This window comes from Clostridium sp. CTA-1 (genome assembly GCF_054768215.1).
Window position 1 is genome coordinate 117256 of sequence record NZ_BAAAAP010000002.1, and the last position, 20763, is coordinate 138018.

At 29.7% G+C, this 20763-nt stretch carries 16 protein-coding genes; 15 read left to right on the forward strand and 1 reads right to left on the reverse strand.

The window, feature by feature from the left end; translation table 11 throughout:
• The first annotated feature begins 273 nt into the window (after positions 1-273).
• The 9 genes from ACYUEW_RS02095 (at position 274) to ACYUEW_RS02135 (ending at position 11022) form a co-directional block, all read left to right on the forward strand.
• The gene (locus tag ACYUEW_RS02095; protein ID WP_460276140.1) at positions 274-1059 is read left to right on the forward strand and encodes an ABC transporter ATP-binding protein; all 786 of its coding nucleotides are present in this window, start codon (positions 274-276) and stop codon (positions 1057-1059) included.
• Between the two features lie 122 nt (positions 1060-1181).
• Positions 1182-1931 (forward strand): nucleotide-binding protein, encoded by a 750-nt coding sequence (locus ACYUEW_RS02100; protein ID WP_030033688.1) that lies wholly within the window; start codon positions 1182-1184, stop codon positions 1929-1931.
• Between the two features lie 2 nt (positions 1932-1933).
• A complete protein-coding gene (locus ACYUEW_RS02105) occupies positions 1934-3229 on the forward strand; it encodes a nitrogenase component 1 (protein WP_460276141.1) in 1296 nt (431 codons plus the stop codon).
• On the forward strand, positions 3216-4454 hold the full coding sequence (locus ACYUEW_RS02110; protein WP_460276142.1) for a nitrogenase component 1: 1239 nt from the start codon (positions 3216-3218) through the stop codon (positions 4452-4454). The genes ACYUEW_RS02105 and ACYUEW_RS02110 overlap by 14 nt, the downstream gene beginning before the upstream one ends.
• A gap of 325 nt (positions 4455-4779) precedes the next feature.
• Positions 4780-6792, forward strand: coding sequence for a methyl-accepting chemotaxis protein (locus tag ACYUEW_RS02115; protein WP_460276143.1), 2013 nt, complete (start codon positions 4780-4782; stop codon positions 6790-6792).
• Between the two features lie 399 nt (positions 6793-7191).
• Positions 7192-8595, forward strand: a complete 1404-nt coding sequence (locus tag ACYUEW_RS02120; RefSeq protein ID WP_460276144.1) for a metallophosphoesterase family protein — start codon at positions 7192-7194, stop codon at positions 8593-8595.
• Position 8596: 1 nt separating this feature from the next.
• Positions 8597-8839 (forward strand): hypothetical protein, encoded by a 243-nt coding sequence (locus ACYUEW_RS02125; protein ID WP_460276145.1) that lies wholly within the window; start codon positions 8597-8599, stop codon positions 8837-8839.
• 3 nt (positions 8840-8842) lie between these two features.
• Positions 8843-10606, forward strand: coding sequence for a DUF2326 domain-containing protein (locus ACYUEW_RS02130; RefSeq protein ID WP_460276146.1), 1764 nt, complete (start codon positions 8843-8845; stop codon positions 10604-10606).
• A 308-nt stretch (positions 10607-10914) separates the two neighbouring features.
• Positions 10915-11022: a sodium transporter gene (locus ACYUEW_RS02135; RefSeq protein ID WP_163244725.1), complete on the forward strand. Its 108-nt coding sequence runs from the start codon at positions 10915-10917 to the stop codon at positions 11020-11022.
• Between the two features lie 91 nt (positions 11023-11113).
• Here the strand turns inward: ACYUEW_RS02135 and ACYUEW_RS02140 are convergent, their stop codons facing one another.
• Entirely contained in the window at positions 11114-12559 is a 1446-nt protein-coding gene (locus ACYUEW_RS02140; protein ID WP_460276147.1) for a DUF4317 domain-containing protein, read from the reverse strand.
• Between the two features lie 586 nt (positions 12560-13145).
• Here ACYUEW_RS02140 and gcvT point away from each other — a divergent pair.
• From gcvT to ACYUEW_RS02170, 6 genes are all read left to right on the forward strand, one after another.
• Complete coding sequence (gcvT, locus tag ACYUEW_RS02145) at positions 13146-14258, forward strand: glycine cleavage system aminomethyltransferase GcvT (protein WP_159035256.1); 1113 nt, start codon at positions 13146-13148, stop codon at positions 14256-14258.
• A gap of 264 nt (positions 14259-14522) precedes the next feature.
• Positions 14523-14915 carry a glycine cleavage system protein GcvH gene (gene gcvH, locus ACYUEW_RS02150; RefSeq protein ID WP_049042409.1) on the forward strand — a complete coding sequence of 131 codons (393 nt, stop codon included), beginning with the start codon at positions 14523-14525 and terminating at the stop codon, positions 14913-14915.
• Between the two features lie 2 nt (positions 14916-14917).
• Entirely contained in the window at positions 14918-16258 is a 1341-nt protein-coding gene (gene gcvPA / locus ACYUEW_RS02155; protein WP_460276148.1) for an aminomethyl-transferring glycine dehydrogenase subunit GcvPA, read from the forward strand.
• Positions 16258-17712: an aminomethyl-transferring glycine dehydrogenase subunit GcvPB gene (gcvPB, locus tag ACYUEW_RS02160; protein ID WP_460276149.1), complete on the forward strand. Its 1455-nt coding sequence runs from the start codon at positions 16258-16260 to the stop codon at positions 17710-17712. Before gcvPA ends, gcvPB begins: the two co-directional genes overlap by 1 nt.
• 369 nt (positions 17713-18081) lie before the next feature.
• A complete protein-coding gene (lpdA, locus tag ACYUEW_RS02165; RefSeq protein WP_460276150.1) occupies positions 18082-19470 on the forward strand; it encodes a dihydrolipoyl dehydrogenase in 1389 nt (462 codons plus the stop codon).
• Between the two features lie 17 nt (positions 19471-19487).
• Positions 19488-20465 carry a lipoate--protein ligase gene (locus ACYUEW_RS02170; protein ID WP_460276151.1) on the forward strand — a complete coding sequence of 326 codons (978 nt, stop codon included), beginning with the start codon at positions 19488-19490 and terminating at the stop codon, positions 20463-20465.
• Positions 20466-20763 lie beyond the last annotated feature (298 nt).

The following is a 20763-nucleotide window of genomic DNA, read 5'->3' on the forward strand; positions in this document are numbered from 1 at the left end:
ATAGGATTGTTAATAAAAATAAATATAATATATAAAAATTTTAATGGTATTAAATGCATTTGGAGTAAATCATGTTTGCAAATATTTTAATAATATTAAATGAATTCTGAGTAAATCAAGTTTTCAAGTAGTTTAATAATATTAAACATACCTTCAGTAAATTAAGTTTATAAAAATTCAAAGTTTAACAGTAGATATAGCAGTAGATAAAGGTATACTTCATAGAATTTTACTATGAATAAATTATGTATTTTATATAAGGAGTAAGGGCTTATGAACAGTATTACAACAACAAATTTAGCCATCGCTTATGAGGATAAACTCATAGTGGATGGTTTGAATATGAATATACCAAAAGGGAAGATAACTACAATAATTGGACCAAACGGTTGTGGAAAATCAACTGTACTTAAGACTATAGGCCGTATTTTAGAACCAAAAGAAGGATTAGTCTATTTAAATGGTGATGATATTAGAAATTTTTCCACTAAGGAAGTAGCGCAGAAGATGGCTATATTGCCTCAATCTCCTCAAGCACAAGGAGGACTTACTGTTGGTGAGCTTGTATCCTATGGTCGATTTCCACATAAGAAAGGATTTGGCAAATTGTCACCGGAGGATAAGAAAGTAATTCAATGGGCATTAGATATTACAAAGCTGACTGAACTTGAGGTCACAATGGTGGACAATCTCTCCGGTGGACAGCGTCAGAGAGTATGGATTGCAATGGCATTAGCTCAGCAGACTGATTTGATATTGCTAGATGAGCCTACTACCTACTTGGATATGGCATATCAGTTAGAGGTATTGGAGCTTTTATACAATCTGAATAGAGAAGAAAGTTGTACAATCGTCATGGTACTCCATGATTTGAATTTAGCTGCACGTTTTGCCGACTACATGATAGCAATACGTAGTGGAAGTATTATAAGTCATGGAACTCCAGAAGAGATTATGACAAAAAAGGTTTTAAAGGATACTTTCAATATTGATGCGGAGATTGTGTGGGGTTCCAAAACAGGGCGTCCCACATGTATTTCCTATGAATTAATTAAGTAGTAAAAACAGTAATATATAGTGTTATATTATCTTGTACACGAAATATAGTTGCTTTAAGTAATTATAAGAAATTAGCTTTATAAATAACAGGATTGCTTTATAATTTTTGAGGAGTTGATTATATGAAAAAAATTGCGATTTATGGAAAGGGAGGTATTGGTAAGTCTACTACAGTATCTAATGTATCTGCAGCTATGGCAGAAATGGGATTAACAGTAATGCAGATTGGATGCGACCCTAAGGCTGATTCTACTCGAAATCTAACTGGCGGTAAAAATATTTCTACAGTATTGGATACTTTGAGAGAAAAGGGTGATATAGAGTTAGATGACCTTGTATTTAAAAGTAGTACTGGAGTATTGTGTGTAGAATCAGGAGGACCAGTTCCAGGGGTAGGCTGTGCTGGACGTGGAATAATTACTGCCTTTGAAAAACTGGAAGAATTAGATGCATATGAAGTATATAAACCAGATGTTATCCTCTATGATGTATTGGGTGATGTGGTATGTGGTGGATTTGCTATGCCTATTAGAGGAGGATATGCTGATGAGGTATGTATAGTTACATCCGGAGAAATGATGTCACTTTACGCAGCTACAAATATTGCACATGCTGTTAAAAGTTTTGGTAAGCGTGGATATGCATCACTACGAGGATTAATACTAAATTCTAAAAAAATTGAAAATGAACAAGAGTTAGTTAGAAAAGTTGCAGAGGAAATTGAAACACCAGTAATTCACTCTATGGCACGAGATCCTTATGTACAAAAGGCCGAGGCTTTGGGAAAAACTGTAGTTGAAGCTTTCCCTGAATGTGAGATGACAGAGCAGTATCGTACTTTGGCAAAGATTTTATTAGAGGGAGGAAAGTGATAATGAAGGAATTAAAACATCTAAAACCTTTATCTTCAGTTAAGAACAATGCCGGGGTAAAATTTTTGACTCCCGCGGCTTTTCCGGGAAATCATTGTCCAATGCATACTGCATTGGCACTTAGTGCAAGGGTTAAGGGAATGTCAACATTGGTTGTAGGTACACCAGAATGTGGAACCTATAGCCGTAATGTTGTTTACAATATTAAAAGCCAGAAAGGAGAGCTACATTGGACCTATATTTTAGATTCAAATGAGGTTGTATTTGGATGCCGAAAGGGATTGATTAAAACTATCAAAGAAATGGATAAGTCCGGTGCTAAAGCTATTATGATAATTTTAACTTGTGTTCCTGAGATAATTGGTGAAGATATAGAAGGGATTGTACATGAAACACAGCCTGAAGTTTCAGCACAACTTACATATGTACTAATGGCACATTTTAAATGTAATAGTTATCCTTCAGGTTATTGGAAAACTTTAGTAGCATTCGGAAACTTGATGAAGAAGGGAAAAAGAAGTACTGATACAATAAATATTCTTGGCCGAAGTCCAAGAGAAAAGCATGTTCCTATGCCAGGATTATTAACAGCATTGGAGAAAAGAGGATTTTACCTTAGAATGCTTGCTCCAAAATCTGATGTTGAGGATTTTATTGCTTCACCGGATGCAGCTCTTAATATTGTGCTTTCACCTTTCATGAATCCTTTGGCTGAAATGATGTGGGAAAAGTTTAAAGTTCCATTTATAAGTCTTCATGAAACCTATGATGTATTTGAGATTGATGATCTCTATGAAGCTGTGGAAAAGGCATTGAAAATCAAGTTTAACCATGAATTTGATGAATCGAGAGAAAAAGCTATTGCACTGCAGAGGCAGATAGAAGATGTGTTTAAAGGAAAAAGTTATATTTTGACCCATATCGGTGCCATGATGCCTTTGCCTTTTGTTTTATATCTAACTAAATTTGAAATGAAACCTATGCTTTTACATATGGATGAATTTTATCCTGATGATAGAAAATGGGCAAAAGCTATTAAAGAGCAAGGATATGATCCTATGATATGTCATATGGTAAATGATAATGCTGATATAGAACTTTTAGAAGGTATTGAGGCAGAACTTTCTTTAGGAGAACTTTTAAAAGATTCCTCTTTAATTCCTTGCGTCCCATATTTAGAGGTTTTGTATGGACAAATAGGCTATGAAAGAACAGTAGCTTTATTAAGTAGGATGTTAAAAGTATATGAAAAAGTAAAGGCTGAAGAAATAGGGAGGAATAATCATGGGAATTCATAAATTCAAACCGCCAATGTCAGGTAGAATGGGAACATTATGGACTCTTGCTTCAATACGTGACGCCGCTTTGATTGAATACGGATGCATGGGACACATGCAGTATGGGAGAATGTTTTTAAATCAAGCTGGTATATCTAAAAGGTGCAAACTATATTCTACTCACATTGACGAAACAGATATTTCATTAGGAGATACTAGAAGACTTAATAGTGCTATTGCTCAAATTATAGAAAAAGATAAGCCTAAAATTGTTTTTTTACTGCCCTCTTCAGTGCCTATGGTTATTGGAACGGACTTAATGGCTATATGTGAAGAATTACAACCGGAATATCCTAATGTTACTTTACTTCCATTTGGATGTGGAAGCTTTGATATAGATGGACATCGTGGTGTTCAGGAAGCACTTTTACTTCTTTCAAAAATGTTACCAAAGGATGTAGAAAAAACAGAAGAACCTACATTTAATATAATTGGCTCTTGTGCTGATTTATTTCGCTTTCATGCTGATGCAGAAGAGATTATCCGCATAATGAAGGGGGCCTTTGGTATGGAGAAACTTTGCGTTATGACCTCTGATACATCTGTAGAGCAAATTGAGAATATGGGTGGTGCCCATATTAATTTAGTAATACGACAGGAAGGAGAGCCTGCTGCAAAACAATTGAAAAATAGATTTGGAACCCCATATTTATTGGCTAGGCCTTACGGAATTGAAGGAACTTTAGAATGGATAGATAAGATAGCTAAGATTTCTGGGTTAACTTTAGATAATAGCTTTATAAAATCAGAAAAAGAAAAAAGCATGATTCAAATTTCCCCTGCAATTTCTGCTTTTCAACATGTAATACGAGAACATCCTGATGAAGCAAGAATTTCATTAGGAGGTCATAGAGATGTGGTAAAAGGTATTCTTTCTTATGCAGAAAAAGAATTATCCTTAATTAGAGGAACCTGTTGGTGCGACTCGGAAGGCATGGCAAGTGAAGAAATTCCTTATTTTTCAGAAACTGAATGGGTAAAGGCTATATCATCGGAGAAAAAGGGACTTCTAATGGCAAGTGGAGAAGCTTTAAAATGGGCAAAAAGAAATACAGATCTTCAAATATCTAACCCAGATATAAAATGGAGACTAAATCCTTATGAATCTCCCTTTATTGGGTTTCGTGGATCTGTAAATTTAGTTAACTTATGGCTCAATGGGCTTTTAGAGCAAATAAATGATTAAATATATACTCTTAATATCTTATATTACAAAAAGTTGTTGAATTTAAACTCAATGCTGAAATAATTATTTAATATTTAATTGAAATATTAGGATTTACTTTAAATAGTAAGTCCTTTTTATGTGTAATTGAGAAGTTGCATATAAAGGTAATAGACAATTGAATATTATTTTTTATTGATAATATTTATTAATATAGCAGATAAGTGTATAATTATGATATAGTATAATAATGAGATAAGTGTTATCAATTAGGATTAGAGGATAATTGTTACTTATATATAGCATTAGAAGTGTATTTTATATTTTAAGGGAGGAGAGGATTTTTATGAAATCATTAAAAACTAGACTGATAACTATATTTACGGCGGTTATATTTGTGCTAACAGTAGTACTAGGGTTCATAGTAGTAAATAGAGTTGGCAAAAATCTAACAGATGATTATTATGATGATTTGCAGAATTTGGCTGTAGAGAAAGCTAATTACATAAGATCTAAGATAGATAGTGAAATATTTTATATAGAAGCTATAGCTCAAGATGATAAGATAATTAATAAAGATATTTCTTGGGAAAAGAAGGCGGATTATTTTGAGAAAGAGGCTAAAAGAGCAGGGTATATGTATTATTCCTATGTTGATAAAAATGGAAACTCTACATTATTTAATAAAAAAAGAGATACTGTAAATGTTAAGGAGAGAGATTACTACAAAAAGGCTATGTTAGGTAAGGGCGCTATATCTGATGTTATTATAAGTGCTGCAACAAAGAAGCCTACAATTATTGTGGCATCACCTATTATAAAAAATGGTCAAATTCAGGGAGTTTTTTATGGGGCAAAGGAAGCAACTTTTTTAAGTGATATTGTTAGTAAAATTAAATATGGGAAAACAGGTTTTGGTATTATTATAAATGATAAGGGCACCACAGTTGGACATGCTAATAAAAAACTTGTTTTAAGTCAAAGTAATACTGTAGAAATTGCCAAAAAGGATCCATCTTTTAAAAGTTTAGCAGATTTAATAGAGAATATAATTTCTGAAAAAAAGGTTGGTAAGGGAGAATATGAATATAAGGGAACAAAAAATGCAGCTGGTTTTTCTCCTATAGAAGGTACCAATTGGACTATGGTTTTTGGAGGAGAAATTTCTGAAGTATTAACTGATGTACATAGCATTAGAAATATTATTATAATATTATCTTTAATGACAATAGTCATTGGAGCACTAGTTACTTATTTTATTAGTGGAACAATAGCTAGTCCTATTATAGCTGTAACTAAAAGGATGAATGAACTGTCTAATTTGGATTTCACTATATATGGTAACGAAGATGCTATAAAATATCTTAATCGTGAAGATGAAATTGGTAGTATGGCAAGAGCCTTAAGAAAGATGCGAGATAACATTGCAGAGTTTATTACAAAGACCGATGAGTCAGCACAACAAATAGTAGCAACATCAGAGGAACTAACAGCAACATCACAGCAGTCAGCTACAGCATCTGAAGAAGTAGCAAAGACTATAGAGGATATAGCAAAGGGATCCGGCAATCAAGCACAGGATACAGAAAACTCTGCTTCAAGTGTAGAGGAAATGGGAAGTTTATTAGAACAAAATAAAGAATATGTAGAAGAGTTAAATAATGCAGCTAAAGATATAGAGGAGAGAAAAGAAGAAGGTTTTTCTATATTAAAAGAACTTATTGAAAAGACAAAAGAAAACAATGAGGCAGCTACAAATATATATGAGATTATATTAAGCAATAATGAAAGTGCAGAAAAAATAGATAGTGCTAGTTCAATGATCCAATCTATAGCAGATCAAACTAATTTACTAGCTTTAAATGCGGCCATAGAAGCAGCTAGAGCAGGAGAGCATGGAAAGGGTTTTGCAGTAGTAGCAGATGAAATTAGAAAACTTGCAGAACAATCAAATAGTTTTACAGAAGAAATAAAAAAGGTTATAGAAAAATTAAAGAAAGAATCCCAAAATGCAGTAGCTAAAATGAAAGAAGTAAAGGAAATAAATCAGTATCAATCAGAAAGCGTAAAGGGAACAGAAGAAAAATTTGAAAAAATAGCATACTCTATAGATGTAACCAATAATGTAATAGAAAAACTTAATAGGTCTGAAGAAAATATGAATAAAAATAAAGAAAAACTTATGAATCTAATGCAAAATTTATCAGCTATAGCAGAAGAAAATGCAGCAAGCACAGAAGAAGCTTCAGCTTCCATAGAAGAGCAAGCAGCAAGTGTAGAAGAAATAGCTAATTCCAGCGAAGGATTAGCTCATATTGCAGAAGAATTAGATAGCTTAATTAAAAAGTTTAAAGTATAGAAATTAACTAGTATTTACTTTATGATATTAATTTAAAAGCAGAGGGTATCTCAAGAACATGCCTTTGAGATACCCTCTGCTTTTGTAAGTATACCAATAATAGTTAAGGAATATGAAAGCTTGAATAATGTACAAATGATAATTACATAAAACATAAAGGAAGCAATAAGTATTGGGATGCTATCAAATGAAGTAATACTAATGCTTTTTTTTATTTGTATTAGATGATTTAAAACAAATTATTTTTGAATGAAAATTGATTTATTGTAATAGGGAAGATGTATTGTTGTTAATTTTGATGTTTTTATTTAAAGAATTAAATGGTAAAATAATACTTACGGAATATAGATTGAAAACGATATTTATAATATTGTAGAAAGGTATTAAGGAGAGATATTAATGGAAAATAATAAATTAAGATGGATTCATTTGTCAGATATACATTATGGATATGAAAACTATGATACAATTTCGATGAGAAAAAAACTATATGAATATTTAGATGAAATAACTAGTAATGGTAAATATGATTTCTTAGTTATTACAGGAGATATTACTTATAGGTATGGAAAAATGGATGAGAATTTAATAAATGAGTTGGCGTCAATTTGTAAAATTTCCAAGGATAACATATATATGGTTCCCGGTAATCATGATATAAAAAGAACTACAGTTAGAGAGGCTGTAATAGAATCAATAAAAAAAGAAGATATTAGAAACATTTATGTTCCAAATTTAGATAGAGATACATACACAGAACTAGTAAAAGGACAAAAAAGATTTTGGAAGTATTACAAGGATAATCTTAATTCAGAAAAATATGATTATAAAAAATTACATAATATAATTGAACGAGAAAAATATAATGTAGTTTGTATGAATACTTGCTTTTTCAGTGGACAAGATAGTGAAGAAGGAAATTTAATATTGGGATTAAGAAACCATATTGAAATTTTAAATAAATTAAATAAAGATGATAGTAAGGTAAATATAGCAATTGGACATCATGGAATTGATTGTTTTCATGAAACCGAAAGAAATAGCATAGTGTATAATTTCATAGATAATGGAATAGACATATATATGTGTGGGCATGTTCACGATGGTAACTATAAATTCTATAATTATGACTTAACAGAGTTGCCTGTTTTGACAAGTGGATCATTGATGTTAGAGGGATATTCAAAAGCAACATTTATAACGGGACAGATTAACCTAAATAATAAACAATGTAAAGTACAATATCATTCTTGGATCAATGATATACAAAAATGGGATATAGATAATACAATAGGCAGGAGACTAAAAAATCAGAGATTAACATTTGATTTAGAAAGATTTAAAAAAAAAGATGAAGAGTATATTGAAGTAAACGAAGATGAATTCGAAGAATTTATAATAGAATTCATAGAAAAATCAAGCACATATACACCTAAGGAATATAATAGTGTTGCAAAAGATGTATATGATAAGTTTAATAATATGTTATGTTTGAAAAGTACAATTTCAAATTTTGATGAGTTATCAAAATATTTTTATGTTATAGATGGTATATTGTTGACAAATGAGTTATTTAATGAAAAAAGGTTGATAATAGATAATTTAATTACAGATGAATATAGAAAATGTTATCATATGCTTAGTGATGGTGATAAAATAATTGATTATATTGTTGATAGCATATATGAAGAATATAAATTGGTTTTAAATTATTCTAAAATGAAGTTTAAATTTTATATTAAAATTTTAGTTTACTGGATGATTAATTTTTGTTCTATATTTAATGAAAAGAAGGTAATGTAACATGGATTATTTTAAAGGAAATAAATATCAATCAATTCATGAAAATGTACCATATATCGCATCAGAAATATTTAATATATTATTTAAACCTAAAACATTAGATAAAATAATATCAGAATACGTAAGTGTTCATAAAATTAATAAAAACTCTAATATAGAGAAAAATATAAAATTAGCGCTTATATTTTTATACTCTGTAGGAAAGGTAGATTATAATAATATTATTATAACAAGGGTGGACTAAATGTTGTTTGAAGAATTAGTTATCTATTCATGTAAGGATAATATCATATTAAAAGAATATAAATTTAATAAAAATGGAGTAAGTATTATACTTGGAGAAAAGAACAGGGAGAGGTTAGAAGGAGACTCAAATGGAGTTGGTAAAACAACTTTTGTAGAAATATTAAGATGTTTGTTAGGACAAAAAATAAAGAAAACTATAGTAAATAGCAAAGAAATAAATGATAATAAAATATTTACATATTTAAAATGCAAAATGGATAGGAAAACAATATATTTAGGTAAAAAACTTTACGAACAAAATGGATATATACTTTATTCAAATGAAGTAACTTATGAATTAGATAAATGGGAGTTTTTTGAAGAAGATAAGTATAGAGAAAAAGTAGAAAAATTAATGATTTCGAATAGTGAGTCAGTATATAATATAAAATTATCATCTATAAATGAATATTTAATAAGAGATTCAATAGAGGGATTTATAGACTTAATCAGACCTAAAAGGCACGCAGATGTTTCAGCAGCATGTCTAGCATATTTATGTGGATTACCATATTGGCTTGAAATGGAAATAAATAAAATTAAAACTAAGATAAACAAATTAAAGATAAAAAAGCAGTATATAAGTTCACTGAATGATGAAATTGCAGATATTAAAATAGAAAAGAAAAAGTTACAAATAGAAGTCGAGGAACTTAATGAATCAATTGCAAATTTAAAAATGATTGATAATATTAGTTTATATGAAGAACATTATAAAATAGCAAGAGAACAATATGCAGAACTTGAAAAAATCAAATTAAAAAAAGAAAGACAATGTAAACAATATAGAAAGAATATAAAATCGCTTGAGCAAAACAAATATAATAGTGAAAAATTAGTTCAATTAGAAGATTTCTATAAACAAATATTAAAATATTTTCCTGAAAATTTGACCAAGTCATATAAGGAAGTAGTTGAATTTTATGATTTTATGGATAAAAATAGAAGTGACATATATACCCAAAATATAGAAAAGTTGATGATTGAAATAGGAGAACTAAAGTTAAAAATAAAAAATCTAAGGAATACAATGGAATCATATTCAAAGATGATTAATAACAAAGAATTTTCAGAGGATTATAATTATTTAATTAGTATATTAAATGAGAAACATAAGTTATTATCAGATGCTGAATATAAAATAGAAGTTTATGACAGTCAAAGAAATATTAATAAAGAAATTAATAAATATAAAGCAGAAATATTGGAGAATAATAACAAATTCCAAAAACTTTTTGATCAATATGAAGAACTTATAAATATGATAAGTAGTGATTTTGAAAAAATGGTAGAAATATCATATAATCAACAAGGAGAATTAATATTTGAATATAATAATAGCGTGGATGGTAGGAGTAATACTGGTAGAATTAAAATTCATAGTAAGATACCAGACGAAGAGTCACATGGCATAAAGATAATGAAGATAGTTATGTTTGATTTAGCATGCTTATTTTCTAGAATACGAAATGATGACAAAATAAAATTTTTAATCCATGATGGAGCAATGACATTACCAGATAATAAATTGGCTAAAATGAATTTAATAGAGCATGTTGATAAAAAATTGAAAGAAATGAAAGTAGGACAATATATTATTACAAGCAATGTTAGTGATTTTACAGATAAGCAAATTAAGAAATTTTATAAAGATAATTATGTAATAAAAGCATTAGATAAAAATAAAGATGAAAATAGATGCTTAGGAATAAAATTTGTTACATAATTAGTAGTTTGCTTAAATAGCTTGGCGATGTCTTTGATAATATATTATAATAAAATATTGCTGTAATAGCGCGATAATTATTATATAGTAATTAAACACTGACTTTAGGACAAGCATATAAGAAACTTATATGTTTGTCTATAGGCAGTGCTTTTGTTTTTTAGAAGGTGTAAATTATTTGGATAAGCGCAGATATGAGTGGAGTGATAAAAAGTTAGATAGATATTTAAAAGAAAGTAGAGGATAAGGCTCAGGTAAAGATTATAAGACTTGGCTTACAATTCAATGGCGTTATTTGTGTTCAACCTGTGGCAGATATTATTTCTACATTAATAAAAATTCCATTAGCTATTAAAGTTAAAAACGATTTAAAAATTAAAGATAATTATAGTGCCATGAAACCAGTAGAAGATTAAAAAGTTATTCAACAAAAATAGATAGCAAAAAATAAAATAGAAACAGTGCCAGATTATATAATTATGGCACTGTTTTATTAATTTATATAACTTAAATCAAATCATTTAAACCATTAACTGTAGTTTGTTCATTTTCATCAATAGGAATAACTATGCATTTTTGGCCATCAATTATTTGAGCTTTGATTTTAGGTATTTTTTCAGGCTTTACTTGAAGTATAACATCATAGTCGGAAGTAATGTTACTATCATCTGAATTGATAGCCGGAGCTTCTTCTAAATTATTTTCTAAGGCATCATTTAAATCATTTTTTAAAGTATCATCTAAGGCATTATCTAAATTATCTTCTAAAGCATCGTCTAAGGCACTATCTAAATTATCTTTTAAATCATCATCTAAAGTCACATTATCCTTATCATCCTTTTTAGAAACCTCAGATTCTTTATCAATAACGGCCTCTTTCTTTACTTCTTCAAGTCTATGTTGTAGAATTTCCACTTGCTTTTCAAGCTGTTCTTCCTTTTTCTTTTGAGCATTTGCCTTAAGTACTTTTGAGTCAATTAAATGTTCTGCTAAAGGCAGGTCTTCGCCAAAGTTTTCTACATAAGATTTCTCAATTTTATAAGTAGCTTCTTCAGGAACCCCACTTTCTATTAAAAGATTTTGTATGTCCTTTTGTTTTAAGGTTATAGGTTCATCATCTTTATCATCATATATTGAATTGTACTCATCTATCATAGTATTTAGGTTTTCTTGTATTTCTATAAAAGTTTTCTCAGCTTTTTTTTCATCACTACTAATAGAATCTTTAATAATTGTTTGAAAGGTTTCTTTTTGGATAGTGGCGGTTTGTTTTGAGAAGCAACCTAAAGTCTCTTCCATTAATTCAGGATGTGGATCCTTTGCATTTTTAGTGTAGTACATAACAGAATTAACATCTGAAGTACGATCAATAAAAGCAGGGAACACAAAGCCAAGGGTTGGAGTATTCACCACCCAATCTCTAATACGTGCCTTTATTTTCTTTTCTTCTTCAAAGTATCTAAGTCCAGGATCTGAAAGTGAAACAGGACATATTGCACATAGAATATACTCATATATTTCTTCAGATTCATCTACTTTAGAATTATCAGTAGTTTTAGTAATAACATCATAAGCATCATGAAAAACTAGTATTAAAAAATTACCAGTATAATCATAACTATCTATTATAGATTTATAAAAATCTTCAAGTAGAGCATCGTCCTTTAATTGGCTTTTTTTAAGCTTAACAAGAGAAAGTTGTTTTTCATTTTCAAGATTTTCATTAAGTGGAAAGTTAAGTTCTAAAATATTATTGCCGATGGTTCCAGATAGTACTTTTTTAGCAATTTCTAAGTACTTAAAATACTCATCCTCATCTAAATTTAAAAAGGATTCTCTAAAATTTAAAATAATATTTTTTTCACCATTAACATAGCAACCACATATTTTAGTGAAGGTACAATGGTCTTTTTTAAAACGTTTTTTTAACTCAAGTATATCTTTCTTTCGCATATATAAACTCCTCAATCTAATCTTTTCTATTTGTAGGTATTACTTAATATATTATTAAGTATAGTATTTTTTTTGTATTAATTAAAGATGTTATTAGTTAAACTTAAAGCAGATAAGGCACATGAAAATAAATAACAAGTCAAAGATGGCAGTATATTTTGTGTCATACAAGGAAGCAGGTTCCGTCGCTAGTAGTGCTATGGTTGGGTTCTGCTGACGCAGTATGACGCAAAATATACTGTCATACTAACATACTAACTTGTTATTTATTTGAATGTGCCTAATAGGAAATAGCAACCTAGTTATACAAAGCCACCTGAAAAGGTGAAAATGGCAACTATATTTATAGAAGATGGTTTCAAGTAAGCTTGGGATGAAGAAAAATATATTAAGGAAGTAAATTGGCTATGATTTTCCATGTAAAAGATTTACAAACAAACAAGAAAAGGTTATTATAATATAAAGGAAGGTTTTGGAATTAAAATAAACTTTACAACTTGGTTTTACACTAAATTATTTTCATAATTCTATTAAAACATATATATAAATATTTATGGGTAAATAATTTTAATTGGGGGTAAAACACATGGAAAATTTAAAAGTTACGCCTTTAAGAGGGGTGTATGAAGAGTATGGTGGGAAAATTGTAGATTTTGCAGGATATGAACTTCCAACACAATTTAAAGGTTTTTTACATGAGCATCATACAGTAAGAGAAAAAGCAGGTCTTTTTGATGTTTCTCATATGGGAGAAGCGATGGTAACAGGAAAAGATGCTGGAAAATTCATTCAATACTTAATGACTAATGACATAAATGTTCTTAAGGATAATGAAGTTTTGTACACATTTATGTGCAATGAAGATGGTGGAGTTATAGATGATTTATTGGTTTATAAATTTGCAGAGGATGAGTTTTTCTTAGTTATTAATGCAAGTAATAAGGATAAAGATGTTAAGTGGATAATGGATCATAAAGGGGATTTTAATGTTGAAATTGTTGATGAATCAGATAGTATTGCTCAACTTGCATTACAAGGACCCTTGGCAGAGGAAATACTTCAAAAAATAGTAGATATAGATTTACAAGAAATAAAATTTTTTAAATTTAAAAGAGATGTTTTAGTTGATGGGAAAAAATGCTTAGTATCACGAACCGGTTATACTGGAGAAGATGGTTTTGAAATTTATTGTAAACCAGAGGATGCAAAGGGACTATGGCATGCTATATTAAATGCAGGAAAAGAAGAAGGAGCAGAACCAATAGGATTAGGTGCTAGGGATACTTTAAGATTTGAAGCCAGTCTTCTTTTATATGGAAATGAAATGGATGAAACAGTTACCCCATTAGAAGTAGGTATGGGATTCTTTGTAAAATTAAAAGTTCAGGAAGATTTTATAGGAAAAGATGCTTTAATAAAACAAAAAGAAGAAGGTGTAACTAGAAAATTAGTAGGATTTGAACTTTTAGATAAGGGTATTCCAAGGCATGGTTATGAGGTTATTAAAGATGGAAAAGTTATTGGTCATGTTACAACTGGATATAAATCTCCTACATTAAACAAAGCAATTGGATTAGCTTTAGTAGAAGAACAATATTCTAAAATAGGAACAGAGTTTAACATAAAAGTTAGAAAAAAAGAATTAAAAGCTGTTGTTATAGATAAGAGATTCTATACTAAAAAAACAAAATCTAAGTAATATGTACAATAAAAAATCATATGCAGACCTGTAGAGCATGTCTTAATATATATAAATTCACACTAATATTTAGTTTGTATGTTAAAAGTTATTGTTAATAAAGAGTTTTTTCACTTTAGGAGAAGTTTTTACTTCTGCTAAATATAAAAATGGTTATCTGAGGACATAACCACTTTTTACTTCCACTTTAAAGGAAGATGGGAGTATGGGAGTAGGTAGCAATGAAATAAATATATAATGATTTAAAAAATGGGGGTTAGTAGAATGAAGGTTTTAAATAATTTACTTTACACTGGTGATCATGAATGGGTAAGGGTAGAAGATAACAAAGCATATATAGGAATCAGCGATTGTGCACAACGTATGTTAAGTGATATAGTTTTTGTTGAATTGCCAGAGGTTGATGATGAAATAGCAAAGGGTGAGACTTTTGCAACTATAGAATCAGTTAAAGCGGCATCAGATAGTTATATGCCTGTTAGTGGAACCATTTTAGAAATTAATGAAGAACTAGAAGATAATCCAGCAGCATTAAACGAAGACCCATATGGAAGCTGGATTGCTGTAGTAGAAATGTCAGATAAAAGTGAATTAGAAGAATTAATAAAACCAGAAGTTTATGAGAAAATATGTGAAGAGTTAGATAAGGAGGCATAATTATGTTTCCATATATTCCAAACACAGAAAAAGAAACAAAAGAAATTTTAGATTTTCTTTCAATAAAATCTGTAGATGAATTATTTAGTGATATACCAGATAATGTGAAGTTAAATAGAGAGTTAAAACTAGAGAGTTCTTTATCAGAACTAGAGGTTGAAAAAAGATTAAAAGACTTAGCTTTAAAAAATAAATCTATGGAAGATATGACATGTTTCTTAGGGGCTGGAATTTATGATCATTATATACCTTCTGTAATTAAGCATATAACAGGAAGATCAGAATTTTATACAGCATATACACCTTATCAACCAGAAGTAAGTCAAGGAACACTTCAAGCTATATTTGAATATCAAAGTATGATTTGTGCTTTAACAGGCATGGAAGTTTCAAACTCTTCTATGTATGATGGAGCAACAGCAACAGCTGAGGCAGCCATACTTTCTATTGTTAGTACTAAAAGAAATACTATTATAGTTTCTAAATCAGTAAATCCCGACACAAGAAAAGTGCTTAAAACTTACTTAAAGTATAGAGATTACAATATGATAGAGGTTGATTTAGAAGAGGGTACTACAGATGTGGATAAAGTTATTAATAGCTTAGATAAAAATGTAGCAGCAGTTATAATTCAAAGTCCAAACTTCCTTGGCTTAGTTGAAGATGTAGAAAATATGGTAGATGCTATTCATAAAAATAAGTCACTATTAATAATGAATGTAGATCCAATATCATTAGGTATATTAAAAAGTCCAGGAGAATTAGGTGCAGATATTGTTGTTGGTGATGGGCAATGCTTAGGTGCAAACATGAGTTATGGTGGTCCAGGTTTTGGATTTATGAATACTACCAAAAAACTTATGAGAAAAATGCCAGGTAGAATAGTTGGTGAAACTGAAGATATTGAAGGAAAACGAGGGTTTGTTTTAACACTTCAGGCCAGAGAACAACATATAAGAAGAGAAAAAGCAACTTCTAATATTTGCTCAGACCAAACAGCAGTGGCAATAGGTGCAGCTGTTTATATGGCCACTTTAGGGAAACAAGGAATAAAGGAAGTAGCAAAACAATGTGTAGCTAAATCACACTATGCATATAATGAGTTAATTAAATCTGGAAAATATAAGCCTGTATTTAATAAACCATTCTTTAAGGAATTTGTAGTAAAAGCAGCAACTTCACCTTGTGAAATTAATAATAAATTATTAGAAAATAATATTTTAGGTGGATATGATTTAGGAAAAGTTTACTCAGAATATGAAAATTCTATGCTACTTTGTGTTACCGAGAAAAGGACAAGGGAAGATATAGATAATTTAGTGAAAGTGATGGAGGCGATATAATGAAAGATTATGATAAAGTTATATTTGAGCTGTCATCAGAAGGTAGAAAAGGCTATAGACTTCCTGATTTAGATGTACCAGAAGTAGAACTTTCAAAATTACTACCTAAAAACTTATTAAGAGAAGATGAAATAGAGCTTCCAGAGGTAAGTGAAGTTGATGTTGTAAGACACTATACAGCTCTTTCAAATAAAAATTATACTGTTGATAACGGATTTTATCCATTAGGATCATGCACTATGAAATATAATCCTAAAATAAATGAAGATATAGCTACATTGAGTGGATTTTCAAAAATACATCCACTTCAAGATGAAAATATTTCACAGGGTGCATTAGAATTAATGTATGATTTAAAGGGTAAATTATGTGAAATTACAGGATTAGATGATTTTACTCTTCAACCAGCAGCAGGTGCACATGGTGAGTATACTGGACTTTTAATTATAAAAGCTTACCATGAAAAAAGAGGAGATACAAAAAGAACAAAAATTATAGTTCCAGATTCAGCACATGGTACAAATCCTGCTAGTGCATCAGTAGCTGGATTTGATATTGTAGAAATAAAATCTGGTGAAGATGGTAGAGTTTCTATTGAAGAACTTAAAAAAGTTTTAAATGATGAAATAGCAGGGCTAATGCTTACAAATCCAAGTACTTTAGGATTATTTGAAAAAGATATAAAACTTATAAGTGAGTTAGTTCATGAAGCTGGTGGATTATTATATTATGATGGAGCTAATCTAAATGCAATAATGGGAATTGCAAGACCAGGGGATATGGGATTTGATGTATGCCATTTAAATATGCATAAAACATTCTCAACTCCACATGGTGGTGGTGGACCGGGGTCAGGCCCTGTAGGAGTTAAAAAGCATTTAGCTAAATTTCTTCCAGTACCAACAGTTGAAAAAGAAAATGATAAATTTATATTAGATTATAATAGACCAGATTCCCTTGGAAAAATTAGAAGTTTATATGGAAACTTTGGTGTTATGGTTAAAGCATACACTTATATCTTAACAATGGGTAAGGAAGGATTAAAATCCGCTTCCCACAATGCTGTTTTAAATGCAAATTATATAAAAGAATCTTTAAGAGATTATTATAATATTGGAAAAGATGATATTTGTAAACATGAGGTGATTTTAAGTACCCTTAAGGAAAATCCACATCATATAGCTACATTAGATATTGCAAAGAGATTAATAGATTATGGTGTACATCCACCTACAGTTTATTTCCCATTAATAATTGAAGAGGCCCTTATGATAGAGCCTACTGAAAGTGAAAGTAAAGAGACCGTTGATGAATTTATAGATGCTATGAAAAAAATAGCTGTAGAAGCTAAAGAAAATCCAGAACTTCTACATGAGGCACCAGTAAATGCACCAGTAAGAAGATTAGACCAAGTAAAAGCAGCTAGAAAACCTATATTAAGATGGCAAAAATAAGTAAGGATATGTCTATGCAATCCAATATCACATAGTTTAGTGTATAAAATATAGATATAAACAGAGTTCTTGGCTTCAGATGGAGTTTTTACTCCCAATAAAGCTTATTAACAGAATTCTTAGGAGTTTTACTCCTTAGAAGTCGTTATCCTTTAGGGAAAATCGTTATCCAGAGACATAGCCGCTCTTTACTCCCACTTTAAAGAAGATGGGAGTATTAGAGCGGGTAGTCATCGGATAAATCCTAAAAATTTTACAAACTTAGTTGTGAGAGGTTCAAAAGAGTTAAGATTTAAGAAAAGTAAAAATACAATTCTTATTTCTTAGCTCTTAAATTTTAAAATTGATTAAATCATAGGGGGGATAATTTTGAAGGATATTATAGTTATAGGTGGAGGTCCTGGTGGATATGTAGCGGCCATAAGAGCTGCACATTTAGGTGCTGATGTAGCAGCTGTCGAGATGGATAGCTTTGGTGGAACATGCCTTAATAGGGGTTGCATACCAACAAAAACTTTATATAGAACAGCAGAAATAATGAATATATTAAAACATATAGAAGACTTTGGAATAGATGCTGAAAACTATAATGTAAATGTAGAGAAGGTTCATGAAAGAAAAAATAATGTAATAAAAGAATTAGTAGGTGGAGTTGAAAAATTATTAAAAGGAAATAATGTTGAAATTATAAGAGGTAAGGCTTTCTTAAAAGATAAAAATACTGTTTTAGTAGAAACGAAAGATGGGCAAGTTACATTAGAAGGAAAAAACATAATTATAGCAACGGGCTCAAATGCTGAAATGCCAAAAATAAAAGGTATAGAGAATAAAAATATAATAACAAGTGAGGATATTTTAGAATTTGATAGAATTCCTAAACATTTAGTAGTTTCAGGTGGCGGTGTTGTTGGAATGGAGTTTGCTAATATCTTTAAAGCTATGGGAAGTGAAGTAACAGTAATGGTTGCTAGGGATTCTATATTATATGATATTGATAGAGAAATAAGTAAAAGGTATAAAGTTATAGCGAAAAAATCAGGAATAAATATATTAACATCAACTAAAATATTGGAATTTACTCAAGATGATAATAATGTAACTATAAAATGTGAAGGCAAAAAAGGTGAGTTTGAGTTAAATTCTGATATGGTTCTTATAGCTAAAGGTAGAAGAGGAAACTTTACAGGTATGAACTTAGAAGAACTAGGCATTGAACATGATAAAAAGAAAATAATTGTAGATGATAATTATAAAACTAATATAGATGGAATATATGCAATTGGAGATGTAAATGGAATTTGTCTTTTAGCTCATGCAGCATCACATCAAGGGATAGAGGTTGTAGAGCATATAATGGAAAATAAAGAGTGCCATAAATCTGTGATTCCAAACTGTATATTTACATTCCCTGAAATAGCCACTGTGGGCATGACGGAGGAAGAAATTAAGTCAAAGGGCATAGATTATATAAAAAATAAATTCCTATTTGGAGCTAATGGAAAAGCCTTAGCATTAGGTGAGGGTGAAGGGGTTGTAAAAGTTATATGTGAAAAGGAAAGTAAAAAGATTTTAGGTATTCATATAATGGGTCCACACGCTTCAGATTTAATACATGAGGGTGTGGTAGCAATTGAAAAGGGAATGACAGTAAATGATTTTAAAGAAGTAGTACATGCTCACCCAACATTAGGCGAAGCGTTCTATGAAGCAATGATGGGATTAAATAAGGAAGCCATTCATAGTATAAACAAAAAATAAACACCGGAGGAAAATTTATGAAATATATTGATAATTCAAATACCAATCCATATTTTAATTTAGCAGCTGAAGAGTACTTTTTAAGACATAAAGATGATGAGTACTTTATTTTATGGAGAGATGAGCCATGTGTTGTAGTTGGAAAGAATCAAAATACATTATCAGAAATAGATATGGAGTATATAGAAACTAATAAGGTTAAAGTAGTAAGAAGACAGACAGGCGGTGGCGCTGTATTTCATGATTTAGGAAACTTAAACTATACTTTTATAGTTAAAGACGATGGGAAGAGCTTTAATGATTTTGAAAGATTTTGTAAACCTATAATAGGAGTTTTGAAGACATTAGGAGTTAAAGCTGAATTTGCAGGACGAAATGATTTATTAATAGATGGGAAAAAAATTTCTGGAACAGCTCAATGTAAGTATAAAAATAGAGTTATGCATCATGGAACCCTTTTGTTTTTATCGGATATAGTAAACTTAAGTGGTGCCTTAAGACCTAAAAAGATAAAATTTCAAGATAAGGCAGTTAAGTCAGTTATAAGCAGGATAACTAATATTTCCGAACATTTAAATTCAGAAATTGATGTTTTAACATTTAAAAATAAGATATTTGATTATATTTTAAAAAGTGAAAAAGATGCAAAGGTTATGCCATTAACTCAAGATGAAATAGATGAAATTGAAAAAATTAAAAAAGATAAATATGAAACTTGGGCTTGGAACTTTGGAAGTTCTCCTAAATATGATTTTTACAATGAAGGAAAGTTTGCAGGTGGAACTATAGAGTTAAATCTAAAAGTAGAAAAAGGGGTAATTAAAGATATAAAGATATTTGGAGATTTCTTTGGTGTTAAGGATGTAAAAGAAATAGAAGATTTATTAAAGGGTACTGAACATAAAAAGGAAGAAATAAAGAATGCAATAAAGAATGTTAACATAGATGAATATTTTGCTAGAATAACTGTGGAAGAATTTATAAGCTTATTTTAATATAATAAAAAGGTATAAAAGAATCTGTTTTTGAAGTGGTTAACGCTGTTAAATACTTAAAAATAGATTCTTTTTTATTGCTTATGGTTGATTAACTTATTTTGAATAACTATTCATATAATAGTTAGAAAAGTTTAGAATATGATATGGAGAACCATATCATAAGTGAGTGATAAATCTACTAAAATTGGATATGCATATGCAATTAATTTTTAGCAAATCAATCGCAGATGTCTATAAAGTATATTGGATTAATAGACCAAATGTTGTATAATTTTACATAAAAGAATATAATATT